The organism is Microcystis sp. LSC13-02 (assembly GCA_002282935.1).
Lineage (GTDB): Bacteria > Cyanobacteriota > Cyanobacteriia > Cyanobacteriales > Microcystaceae > Microcystis.
The window spans coordinates 8,941-21,122 of sequence record MTBT01000214.1; the positions used below are offsets into that span (position 1 = coordinate 8,941).

Annotated in this window: 8 protein-coding genes and 1 pseudogene; all 9 read left to right on the top strand. The window is 43.4% G+C overall.

Annotated features, from left to right (window positions below):
* Positions 1-395: 395 nt before the first annotated feature.
* The 9 genes and pseudogenes from pyk to BGL89_RS13295 all read left to right on the top strand — a co-directional run bounded on the left by pyk (position 396) and on the right by BGL89_RS13295 (position 12,028).
* Positions 396-1,817 (top strand): pyruvate kinase, encoded by a 1,422-nt coding sequence (gene pyk, locus BGL89_RS13255; protein WP_286826100.1) that lies wholly within the window; start codon positions 396-398, stop codon positions 1,815-1,817.
* Positions 1,818-2,010: 193 nt separating this feature from the next.
* On the top strand, positions 2,011-2,712 hold the full coding sequence (locus BGL89_RS13260; protein WP_286826101.1) for a 2,3-bisphosphoglycerate-dependent phosphoglycerate mutase: 702 nt from the start codon (positions 2,011-2,013) through the stop codon (positions 2,710-2,712).
* Between the two features lie 428 nt (positions 2,713-3,140).
* Positions 3,141-3,938 carry a molybdate ABC transporter substrate-binding protein gene (gene modA, locus BGL89_RS13265; protein WP_286826102.1) on the top strand — a complete coding sequence of 266 codons (798 nt, stop codon included), beginning with the start codon at positions 3,141-3,143 and terminating at the stop codon, positions 3,936-3,938.
* A 3-nt stretch (positions 3,939-3,941) separates the two neighbouring features.
* Positions 3,942-5,780: a molybdate ABC transporter permease subunit gene (gene modB, locus BGL89_RS13270; protein WP_286826103.1), complete on the top strand. Its 1,839-nt coding sequence runs from the start codon at positions 3,942-3,944 to the stop codon at positions 5,778-5,780.
* Between the two features lie 118 nt (positions 5,781-5,898).
* Positions 5,899-6,351 carry a hypothetical protein gene (locus BGL89_RS13275; RefSeq protein ID WP_286826104.1) on the top strand — a complete coding sequence of 151 codons (453 nt, stop codon included), beginning with the start codon at positions 5,899-5,901 and terminating at the stop codon, positions 6,349-6,351.
* Positions 6,352-6,455: 104 nt separating this feature from the next.
* Positions 6,456-8,786 carry an NACHT domain-containing protein gene (locus BGL89_RS13280; RefSeq protein WP_353743937.1) on the top strand — a complete coding sequence of 777 codons (2,331 nt, stop codon included), beginning with the start codon at positions 6,456-6,458 and terminating at the stop codon, positions 8,784-8,786.
* A 10-nt stretch (positions 8,787-8,796) separates the two neighbouring features.
* Complete coding sequence (locus tag BGL89_RS13285; RefSeq protein ID WP_286826106.1) at positions 8,797-10,251, top strand: hypothetical protein; 1,455 nt, start codon at positions 8,797-8,799, stop codon at positions 10,249-10,251.
* Positions 10,164-10,544, top strand: a pseudogene (locus BGL89_RS13290) (zinc ribbon domain-containing protein). The gene BGL89_RS13285 and the pseudogene BGL89_RS13290 overlap by 88 nt, the downstream one beginning before the upstream one ends.
* A gap of 95 nt (positions 10,545-10,639) precedes the next feature.
* Complete coding sequence (locus BGL89_RS13295) at positions 10,640-12,028, top strand: cation:proton antiporter (RefSeq protein ID WP_286826107.1); 1,389 nt, start codon at positions 10,640-10,642, stop codon at positions 12,026-12,028.
* Positions 12,029-12,182 lie beyond the last annotated feature (154 nt).

Below are 12,182 nucleotides of genomic sequence, written 5' to 3' on the forward strand. Positions count from 1 at the left end.
AAGGTTCAGTTTTTAGCTTGGTTATCGCTTTTTCCATTGTAGCTTAAAGCCGTCCTCAAAGGACGGGGTTTTAACCCAAATTTTCGATAAGCTGTTGACTATCTAATTATACTAAATCCAGTTATTAAAGACTGATTATCTATTCCTCCTTTTGCATGAGTGCCTCTTGCATGAGTGCCTATCCTCATAAGTAGCCTATACTCAACAGATTTAGTATTAATACTATTGACTGAAAACGCAAATCCGATCACTGATCACTGACTCCTGACCGCGAAGGAGAGGATCTGGATCGATTGCAAGTCTGTGGAAAAGCTTAATTTGTTTTCCGCTTCACCGTTAGTTAACCTAAAGTGAATATCATGTAATCGTCCCAAGATTCGGTCAATAAGGGTTCCATGTCAATTATTACCCATAGAACTAAGATCGTAGCCACGATCGGCCCTGCCAGTAATTCGCCGGAAGTCCTTAAGGAGATGATCGGTGCGGGGATGAATGTAGCGCGGCTAAACTTTTCCCACGGTAGCTACGAAGATCATGCGAGAGTTGTTAGCCTTTTACGGCAAATTTCTCAAGAATTAGACAATCCGATCACTCTCCTGCAAGATTTACAAGGTCCGAAAATTCGCGTTGGTAATCTCCCCAATGGTTCCATTACCATCAACAACGGCGATTATCTCACCCTTGTACCCATGGATGAGTATCAGGGAGAACCGAACACCGTTGCGATCGATTATCCCTATCTGGCCGAGGAGGCACAGCTAGGTGAGCAAATTCTCCTTGATGACGGTTTATTAGAGCTAAAAATCGTTGAAATTAACGGAAAAGACCTAAAATGTCAAGTGTTGGAGGGAGGAATTCTCAAAAGTCGCAAGGGAGTCAATCTACCCCATCTCAATTTGCGCTTACCTTCCATGACCGAAAAAGACAAACAAGACCTAGAATTTGGTCTTTCTCAGGGGGTTGATTGGGTTTCCCTGAGTTTTGTTCGTAAAGGAGAAGATATCAAGGCGATTAAAGCATTTTTAGCCGAGAGAAATCATGCGGATGTGCCAGTGATAGCTAAAATTGAAAAACCGCAAGCGATCGAAAATTTGGAGTCAATTATCGAGGAATGTGACGGAATTATGGTGGCCCGGGGTGATTTGGGGGTAGAATTAAGTCCCGAAAAAGTCCCCATGTTGCAAAAACGCATTATCAAACTCTGCAACATGAAAACTATTCCCGTCATCACTGCCACCCAGATGTTAGAAAGCATGATTCACAATCCCCGACCGACTCGGGCCGAGGCTAGTGATGTGGCTAATGCGATTATCGATGGAACCGATGCGGTGATGTTATCGGGGGAATCAGCAGTGGGAGATTTTCCCGTCAAAGCAGTGGCTATGTTGGCCAAAATCGCCCATGATGTGGAAGCGGATGTGAAGTTTGATAATGTTCCCCCCAATCAGTCCGATGAAACTCACGCTCTCAGTGAGGCTTTAGTGGCGATCGATCAAACCCTTGATCTCCGTTATATTGTCACTTTTACCACTTCTGGCTACACTTCGCTACTGGCTTCTAAGGAACGTCCCTCGGTTCCCGTCATTGCCATGACTCCCAACCAACGAGTCTATCACCGTCTCAATCTAGTCTGGGGTGTGATCCCGATTCTTCTTGACCATCAGGTGTCTGTCTTTGAGGATGTGTTAAAGCAAACGGAATCAATTCTGCTTCAGAAAAATCTAGCGCAATCGGGCGATAAAATCCTGATTATGGCGGGAATTCCCATGCAGAAAACTAAAGGCACTAATTTCCTCAAAATTCACACGATTTCGTAAGTTCTAGGAGTCGGGAGTCAGGGGACAGGAGATAGGAGACAGGAGACGGGAGATAGGAGATAGGAGATTATTTCTATTTATTCTCCCCACACCCCACACCCCACACCCCACTTCCCCCCGCAACGCGTACGAAGTGGTCTCCCCCACTTCCCCATCTCCCCATTCCCCACTTCCCCATTCCCCAAGAAAACCCATGTCAAAACTTGTATTAATTCGTCACGGCCAAAGTCTTTGGAATGCGGCCAATAAATTCACTGGATGGGTCGATGTTCCCTTGAGTGAACGCGGTCGTGCTGAAGCCATGATCGCTGCCTGTAAACTGAAAGAGGCCAATATCACCATCGATGTCTGTTTTACCAGTCTCCTAATTCGCACTATGGAAACGGCAATAATTTGTCTGACTGAGTGTGATGAAATTCGCGCCGGTAAAATCCCTATTTTTAAACACGATAGTGATGATCCTGATTGGCACGGCTGGGATCGGTACGATGGTGATCCCAGTCAGGAAATTCCGATTTTTCCCAGTCAGTCCATCGACGAGCGCTATTATGGTGATTTACAGGGTTTGAATAAAGCCGAAACTGCCGCTAAATTCGGAGAGGCACAGGTTAAGGAATGGCGTAGATCCTATTTTACCCGTCCTCCAGGAGGTGAAAGTTTAGAGGACACCGTCGCCCGGGTTGCACCCTTTTTTCAGAGTCGTATTCTCTCCCATATCCGACAGGGTGATAATGTCTTGGTGGCAGCCCACGGTAATTCCTTGCGGGCAATGATTATGACCTTAGAAAATCTTAGCCCAGAAGAAGTCCCCGGTTTGGAGTTAATCACGGGAGTTCCAATTGTCTATGATCTCGATAAGATGGGAAAAATTATTAGTAAGCAAATTCTGCCCTGATTTTTCCGTCTTCTTCCAAGCGCGCGAGGTCATTTTATGTTAAGTGGGTAGATGTTAAAAATTGTCAGACACCCCCCTTATTAAGGGGAAATTAAGGGGGGATTAAGGCGGGAGCCATCTTCAATTTAATTATAACCAGCTACTTATCCCCACACCCCACACCCCACGAAAAACTTTTTGCCGCAAACCCTAGATACAGATTTCGGGCGGTGGATTGGTTGTGATAGAGGTATAAATAGGGTCTGCTGAATAAATCTAAAAACCTTGTTGGGTAAGACTTTTAGACTTTTTGTCAATCAAAAAGTACCAGGCCTGGGAGTGATCAGAAACCCATCCCCCATCCCCCATCCCCCAACCCCCAACCCCCAACCCCCACCGAAAAACTTTTTCAGCAGACCCTAAATATCGATCGCTTGCTATCAATCTTGATGAAAAGACGATATTTTCGGGCTTTTATCGGCTCAATTGCCCTTAGTTGCTTATTATCTCTAGGCATAAACCTTTTTTCATCTACTATCACCACCGCGCAAACCCAGACAATTCTAGTTTCTGCCGCCGCTAGTCTCAAAGATGCCCTAGAAGAAATCAAGCCGGGGTTTGAAAAAGCCCATGGCAACATTAAAGTTAACTATAACTTTGGTGCGTCGGGGGCTTTGCAACAGCAAATTACACAAGGTGCGCCGGCCGATGTTTTCCTCTCGGCCGCGACTAAGCAAATGGACGCTTTAGCAAAAGCTGATTTGATCGATAGAAGTACCAGAAGAAACCTGCTCACTAATCGCCTAGTTTTAATCGTTCCCAAGAATTACACCCTAAAAATTAGCGATTTTCGTTCCCTGACTAACAGTAATGTCAAAAGAATTGCCGTGGGTGAACCGCGCAGCGTTCCCGTCGGTCAGTACAGCGAAGAAGTTCTGAAAAATCTCGGCATTTTAGAGCAAATAAGACCAAAACTGGTCTTTGCTAACTCTGTCCGTAATGTTCTCGCCGCCGTAGAGACTGGTAACGCCGATGCTGGCATTGTTTACATCACCGATGCCAAAATTTCCGACCGGATAAAAGTAGTGGCTACGGCTGCCAATAATCTCCATTCCCCGATTATTTACCCGATAGCTGTAATCAAAGCTAGTAAAAACCCGCAAGCTGCCAAGACTTTCGCCCAATATCTCACCAGGACAGCCGCTAAAAACATTTTTGAAAAATTCGGCTTCGGAATAGCCAGATAAACAATGCCAGACTTTTCCCCCCTATGGATATCCCTGAAAACCGCCACCATTGCCCTGATAATCATCTTTTTTCTCGGTATTGCCGCCGCTTATTGGATGTTGGGCTATCGCGGACGGTGGAAATCCCTAATCGAGGGAGTTTTCATCGCGCCCTTAATCTTGCCCCCGACGGTGCTAGGCTTCATTTTACTGCTCCTATTCGGCAAAAACGGACTATTAGGACAGTTATTAGACTTATTTAATTTTCGCATCGTTTTTACTTGGTATGCCGCCGTTATCACCGCGACGGTGGTAGCTTTTCCCCTGATGTACAAAACCACCCTCGGCGCTTTTGAACAGGTGGATGCCAATCTTTTACAGGTTGCCCGCACTTTAGGGGCATCGGAAGGGAAAATATTCTGGCGCGTACTTTTGCCCCTCTCCTTCCCCGGAGTATTAGCAGGATTAACCCTAGCTTTTGCCCGCGCTTTGGGGGAATTTGGGGCGACTTTGATGTTAGCGGGTAATATTCCGGGGCAAACTCAAACTATCCCGATGGCGATTTTCTTTGCTGTGGAAGCAGGAGCGATGACCGAGGCTTGGATATGGGTGTTTATCATCATATTAATCTCCCTATCGGGAATTATCGCCGTTAATCTCTGGCAAAGTCAACGCAAACAGCAATTAGGACGACCGGGAGAAAGCAAACCTAACGAGATGGAAGACTGGCTGCAACCCTGGGAGGGTCGCGATTTTGCCCTTTTAGAAGCTGAAAATCCCCATTATAGAGATAACATAGGCTTATTTGTCGATATAGAGAAATATTTACCCGGTTTTAACCTATCGGTAACTTTTAACTGCCAAAATCAGCCCCTAGGACTATTAGGAGCTTCGGGGTCGGGAAAAAGCCTGATTTTGCGATCGCTGGCTGGTGTGGAAACGCCCTCAAGGGGTCGTATTGTCTTAAATGGGCGCATTCTCTTCGATTCCGAAAAGAGAATTAATCTCCCCAGTCGTCAGCGTCGTATCGGTTTTGTGGTGCAGAATTATGCCCTTTTTCCCCATCTCACCGTGGCAGAAAATATCGCTTTTGGTCTCTCGCAAAAGTTACCCACAAAAATTATCCGTCAGCAGATTGCCAACCAATTAGAATTAGTGCAGTTACTTGGCATGGAAAACCGTTATCCCCATCAATTATCGGGGGGACAACAGCAACGGGTCGCCATCGCTCGCGCTTTAGCTAGTCGTCCGGAAGCTTTATTATTAGATGAGCCTTTTTCTGCCCTTGATACCCATCTACGCGCTCAATTAGAACGTCAGATGATCAAAACTTTAAGTAATTACGATGGCGTGACAATTTTTGTTACCCATAATATGGATGAAGCCTATCGAATATGCGAGAATTTATTAGTTATGGAAAAAGGGCGGGCAATTGCTAATAATTCTAAACAGAAAATTTTTGAGCGACCAGATAGTGTTAGTTTGGCAAAAATTACGGGCTGTAAGAATTTTTCCCGTGCTGTAATCATTAATAATCAACAATTGGAAGCCATTGATTGGGATGTTAAATTACACACTGTTTCCAGGATTCCCGACTATTTAGCTCATACGGGAATTCGCGCCCATCAAATTATTTTTGGTCGAGATTTAAGCGATATTAATACTTTTCCCTGTTGGTTAGCTGATGCCATTGAAGGACCCCATCGGGTGACTCTCTATCTGAAACTTAATCAACCCTCCAACCACGACCGTGATTTTCAGATCCAAGCAGAGTTATATAAGGATAAATGGTTAGAAATTAAGGAGCAAGCTTTGCCTTGGACTGTTACTTTATCTCCCCAGCGTTTATTATTATTAAAGTAATGGGTTAATTTTTATCAAGTGCTGACAGATATAGAGCTTCTAAAATCCAAGACCATCCCGTTAAATACCCGCTCGTGTCATTAGTTAGTGAAAAAGTTTTATCTGGAGTTATAAAATCATGACTGAAAAGGAATCTTGTGATTGGATAATGCGAGTGGATTTACACTTACCCACTCCTGATGAAATGCTGGATAAAATGTTAGAAATAGCAGCAGCGATTGCGTGGGTTAATTACCGAGTGGAGGGGCCAGGTTGTCTGTGGCTGATGGTCAATTCTTGCTGTGAACCTAAATTCATGTATCTACCAGATATCAAGTTAAGGCGAATTGCCGAAAGAGCGCATCCAGAGGTAGATATTTACGATCCAATTAACGAACTCCTGCTGTTAGTTAGTCCCAATTGGGAAATATTTCCGGGGGAATTAGTGGGAGATAATGAAACACATTTTTACTACCGAATTAACGTCAAAGAACGAGTAGGAAAATCCTGTGAAGATTGCTGGGAGGTTTGGGGAGAAAAGTTGGGAGAAGTTGGTCGAGAAGGAATGGTAAAAGTAGTGGAAGATGTCTAAAGTGTCGATTGAGTAATTGATTGCTCACCACAGAGACCCAGAGGACACAGAGTTTTTTGAGTAATTTTTCTGATTAATGAATTAGTGTTATATTGGTAGTTAGGATATGGGAAAAAGGCAAGGAAGTGGTAAGGAGAATGAAGTCTATTCACTGGAAAAAGCAGCAGTTATTGATGATTTTTGTCCTGGCGCTGGCAATTTCAGTCGCGTGGGGGACAATTTTGCCTGTTTCTACTCAAAAGCCTCCTGCGTCTAATCCCTGTAACCAACTTAGGGGAGATATTCAAAATCGGGCAAAACAAGATGCAAAAGCTGACCGGTGGAATTTTTTCAATACTGATAAGAAGAAAAAGACGATTGGTGATATTTTAAATTTGTATAAAGAGGCAAATTCTAAAGCTTCTTGTTTTCCACAGGCTCAATTATGGGATATCTATGAACAACAATATGATGTTAATAAATATCCTGACTGGATACCTGTGCTTGCTATTCTTGTTTTCGGTGGTATTTTGGGGACTGTTATTAGTGATACCTTAAAAAAATGGCTCAATCAGTCTTTAGAAGTGATTAATAAATGGATTTATAAAACCTTCGCTGGAACGCCATTATTTGAAAATATTGCTCTCAAAAAGTATCGACAGGCATTAATTGATAAATATCAAAAACTTAATATACCTTTTCGTCCTCATCGTCCCCTAGAAATGCGGGAGATTTATGTTTCTTTAAAAGCTTTTCAAGCGAGCGATCGCTCTTTGATTGAAGCAGAAAATGCGGTGCAAAAATACCGCCGCTTAGTGGTTAAAGGTGCGCCTGGTTCGGGGAAGTCGATGTTATTAAAATATCTAGCACTTTTATATTCAGAAGGAAGATTCAAAAATTTATTAGATCGTCCTGTACCAATTTTACTAGAATTGAACCGCCTCAATGAGGCTAATTTGACAGTAGAAAAGTTAGAACAACAGTTAGTAGAAGCTTGCGATCGCCATAATTTTCCCAAAGCTAATCGCTTCGTCTCTCAAAGTTTAAAAGACGGACGTTTGCTGCTGCTTTTAGATGGGTTAGATGAGGTTAGTAGTGGCGTTCGCGCTCATGTTGTTCGGTGTCTTAAGGACTTTTTAGAACTAGAAAAGTATAAAAAATGTCGGGTAATTATTAGCTGTCGGACGGCCGTTTATAATAATGAGTTTGTCGATATTACCGAAGAAACTTTAGAGATTGACGAATTTAGCGACCAACAAATGCGCCGCTTTTTGCAAGCTTGGAAGTCGCAAATGCCGCCAGATAAGTCAGTCGAGCAATTGATTCAAAACTTGCGAGCTAAACCGAAAATTATGCCACTGGCGCGGAATCCCCTACTATTAACAATCATCGCCTATCTCTATACCGATACTCCCTTCGTTTTACCTCATTCGCGGGCCGAATTTTACACTAAAGCTACTGATGTTTTATTAGAATTGCGCGATCAAGAAAGAAATATCCCTAATCAATATAGTGGTGTCAACAAGCGGCGAGTTCTGCAACATTTAGCACTCTATGCTCAGGATAGCGCTAATCGACAACAGCAAGATCGCCGCAGTCTTCTTGATTCCGAAGTATGGGAACAAGTTAAACAAGTCTTACCTTCATTAAACCTAGAGCCTAAAGAGGCTAATTCTATCGTTGATGAAATCGTCAAACGCAGTGGAATATTGCTTCGCATTGATGGTGGGGAGCGTTATTATTTTCCCCATCTCACTCTACAAGAATATTTCGTAGCAGCAGCTTTAAGAGACAGACAAGATGAATTAATTCAAAAATGGCAAAATGCTCCTAGCGACTGGCTAGAAATTGTTAAGTTATGGTGTGGATTGGCAAACAATAGTACGGATTTAATTGCGGCGGTATATCAACAAGATCCACTGACAGCATTTGAATGTCTAGCAGGTGATCAAGAAGTAAAACCAGAAGTTGCTCAGGAGATTATAGATTATTTTAAGACACAATTGAGAACCGATGAAGGAATTTGTAATGCTTTTGGCTCAGTAGCGGCTGATTTTCGTCCTAGAGGGAAAGAATTATTTGATTTTTTAGTTGATAGTTTAGATAATTCAGCCAGCCAAAAAGCAGCGGCTAAAGCCTTATCTGCCACTAATTTGCCTCAGGCAGTAGAACAATTAGTTATTTACTATGATCCCAATCAACCCCATTTTATAGAAGTGCGAGAAGCCTTAATCAGAATGGGAGGTTTAGCAGTTAATCAACTAGAATCTTTAGCTCGAAAAGGCTCTATAGAAGCAATGGATGACCTAGTTAAAATTGCCATACCAGAAGCGGCTGAGGCACTTGAAAGATTGCAGGAAGATCCGAACTTAAGCGGAAAAGTAAGTTATCGACTTGCAGCACTTTTGAAGCAGTTAGAAGATAGTCAAGCTGAACGCAATCGCACACCATCCTGAAGGAAAACTAATGCTATTCAGATTCATTCGCCGACTAAAAAATCGAGCCGTCAAACAAAAGCGGAAACCACAAGAGGTAATTGAGACGGACTTAAGTTGGATTTGGCAACCTTTTGAAAATTCAAGCAATTTGCAGTTCTCTGCTAGTGTCAAGAAAATTGCTGCTGCCATTATTGAAAGCTCTGCTGATGATATTCCCACAATCACTTTTGAACTCGATCCTCGGTTAGTCATTCCTTTATGTGCGATTCAGTTACAAAATGAAATTGATCTGACTCAGTTAAGTTCTTTTAAAAATGAATTGGAATCAGTTTCAATTGAAAATTTAGCTGCTAAAATAGAGTTTGTTGATCGAGTTTTAAATAAAATCACTCCAAAGCAGCGTTGGTTATATTTATTTAATAGTCTGACACCTGAATTACAATTTACATTATTGTCTTGCTTAATCGACTACCGCCGCCCCACAAGAAACGACTGGCGCAATCTTTTTAAAAAAATAGAATACGAGTTTAAAAAAGGCGGAGAATATCTAATTGTTTTAACTGTTGTCTTCTTGCTTTCTCTTGGATCTGTAATTGAAATATTCGCTATCATGTACAGTCAGCCAAAAAGTTGGGTTAATGGCTTGATGGCAATCACAATTGCTGTTGTGCTGTCTTTTTTGATAGTTTTATGGCGAGAAATTATAACCGAAGAAGATAAATCAGAGCCAACTTTATTGATGAAATTGGGCTTACTGGGACCCTGGACGTTTTACAGGGAATGGCAACGGCTACTCAGAAAAAACCTAGTTTGGGAAGGAATAACAGCTTTGTTTGATAATCCTGTTAGGACTAGGGCTGGGGCTGTGGTTGTGACGAATGTGGCTATGGTTGTGATGGGTGTGGCTGTGGTTTTCGCTGGGGCTGTAGATTGGGCTACGGCTGTGGTTTGGGTTTGGGTTGTGGCTGTATTGGGGATGGGTAATATTGTGCTTGTGATTGGGGATTGGGATCACGATTGGGATCAGTATCAGTATTCGGATTGGCATTGGGATCGGTATTGGGAGCGCGTTTGGATAACTATGCTTGGGACTGCGGTCTTGGCTATGCTTGTGGCTTTGGAATGGGCTGGAGTGGCTATGGCTGTGGCTTGGGCTGGGGCTGCGGCTATTGGCTTTGGTTTGGGGATTTGGTATCGGGCTAAAGAAAAAACAGATTGGCTATGGGTGCGATTCTTGTCGGTTTTAGCTTTTCCTTGGTTTTGTTGGTTTCCCATTGTATTTGGGTTTACCTCTTTTGCCCTGTATCATCGCCTATCTTGGGAATGGCAATCAATATCCCTATTTTGGCTAGTTATCTTCGGATTTTGTACTGTCCTTTGGGTGCGAGGTAAAAAATTAGAAGAAAAAGCCCGCAACCCCCTCAGAGGTATTTTAGAGGGCTACATTCCGCACTTCAGAAGGAGGTTCAAGTTATTGAAATAGTTTCAAAAGCCAACAAAAAAACTCAGTTGTATGGTACGGAGTTAATCGTAGCTGATAGATGGTTCCCCAGTAGCAAAATCTGTTCCAATTGTGGATACAAAAAAGAGTCTCTATCTTTATCCGAAAGAGTTTTTGATTGTGAACAATGCTCTTTTGTTTGTGATTGAGACTTGAACGCTAGTCTCAATCTAGCTTCTTTGGCGGTGAGTTCCACCGTGTCAGCCCGGGGAGTAGATAGTGCCGACACTACTACCTTGAAGCAGGAAATTAGCTTCAAATTTGCTCATGAGTAGATTTGAGTAAGTTTAATAGAACGGCAAACTTTGATCAGGGATGACTGAATAGGCCGCAAGCTTGTTAGAGTATTGAGAGTAATTTTGAGCGAGCGATGATACTACAGCCTTTCCTTTCTTCCGCTTGGAGTTTTAACATTCCCCTGTTAGCCGCAGCAGCTACAGCCGAAACTGCCGATAGTGCCTTAGTTTTAGCCTGCGTGCTGCTGAGTTTGACCGTTATTTATTTCGCCTGTAAACTGGGGGGAGAAATATGCGTCCGATTGAACTTGCCTCCCGTGTTAGGAGAATTAGTCGGTGGCGTGATTATCGGGGTTTCTGCCCTAAAATTACTGGTTTTTCCGGAAGGAGGAGCGGGATTCGAGGATTCTCTCCTAATTCACTTCCTACAATCCACTTCCCCCCTCACCCCGGAGCAATCTCCCGCCGTTTTTAGTGCTGCCAGTGAGGTGATTTCCGTCCTCTCGGAATTGGGGGTAATTATCCTACTGTTCGAGATCGGTTTAGAGTCAGACTTGCAGGAATTAATTCGCGTCGGTCCGCAGGCAGCCGTCGTCGCAGTGGTGGGAGTTGCGGTTCCCTTTTTGGTGGGTACTTTGGGTTTAATCTATATCTTTCATCTGGCCACCATTCCCGCTATTTTTGCCGGGGCAGCTTTAACCGCTACCAGTATCGGCATTACCGCCAAGGTTTTAGCCGAAATAGGGCAGTTATCGGCCAAAGAAGGTCAAATTATCATCGGGGCAGCGGTTCTCGATGATATTCTCGGTATTATCATCCTCGCTGTCGTTGCTTCTTTGGTGAAGACCGGAGAAGTGCAGATTAGCAAAGTAATTTATCTAGTTATTAGTTCCAGCGCTTTTGTGGTGGGGGCGATCCTGATCGGTCGTTTTTTAAGCCCCTTTTACGTTCAATTAGTTAATAGCATGAAAACTAGAGGACAATTGCTCTTAGTTTCCCTGATTTTCGCCTTTATTCTTGCCTATATTGCCCAAGTTATCCAATTAGAAGCGATTCTCGGTTCCTTTGCCGCGGGCCTGGTCCTAGGGGAAACGGAAAAGCGATCGGAATTGGCAGAACAAGTGTTCCCGATCGCCGATTTATTTGTACCGATATTTTTCGTCTGTGTGGGGGCAAAAACCGATTTAAGTGTCCTTAATCCCGCTATTCCCACCAATCGAGAAGGATTAGTCTTGGCCGCTTTCCTAATTGTCGTCGCTATTTTTGGTAAAGTGGTGACGGGGTTAGCAGTTTTCAGTAAGGAAAAACTCAATCGCTTGGCGATCGGAGTTGGCATGATTCCCCGGGGTGAAGTGGGTTTAGTCTTTGCCGGAGTCGGGGCTGCTAGTGGCGCTTTATCCCCCGCTGCCGATGCGGCCATTATTATGATGGTGATCTTGACTACCTTTATCGCTCCGCCCCTGTTAAGGTTAGTATTTAAAGAACCTACCGCCAGCCCTCAATCAGTGAGCAGTGAGCAGTGAGCAGTTACCAGTGGCAGTGTTAAGTTACCAGTAGCAGTGTTAAGTGGCACTAACAGTGCCGTCTTTTCATCGAAAATTTTGGGTCTGAAACCCCGTCGTTCTACGACGGCTTTACCGTTAAATACTAGCGCATTTACCAAATATATGCTAAAAT

What these genes read in the sequence shown, in the direction of transcription:
- BGL89_RS13295 (WP_286826107.1), top strand. Translation starts at nt 10,640, where the DNA reads ATGATACTACAGCCTTTCCTTTCTTCCGCTTGGAGTTTTAACATTCCC.
- BGL89_RS13260 (WP_286826101.1), top strand. Translation starts at nt 2,011, where the DNA reads ATGTCAAAACTTGTATTAATTCGTCACGGCCAAAGTCTTTGGAATGCG.
- BGL89_RS13275 (WP_286826104.1), top strand. Translation starts at nt 5,899, where the DNA reads ATGACTGAAAAGGAATCTTGTGATTGGATAATGCGAGTGGATTTACAC.
- modB (WP_286826103.1), top strand. Translation starts at nt 3,942, where the DNA reads ATGCCAGACTTTTCCCCCCTATGGATATCCCTGAAAACCGCCACCATT.
- modA (WP_286826102.1), top strand. Translation starts at nt 3,141, where the DNA reads ATGAAAAGACGATATTTTCGGGCTTTTATCGGCTCAATTGCCCTTAGT.
- pyk (WP_286826100.1), top strand. Translation starts at nt 396, where the DNA reads ATGTCAATTATTACCCATAGAACTAAGATCGTAGCCACGATCGGCCCT.
- BGL89_RS13285 (WP_286826106.1), top strand. Translation starts at nt 8,797, where the DNA reads ATGCTATTCAGATTCATTCGCCGACTAAAAAATCGAGCCGTCAAACAA.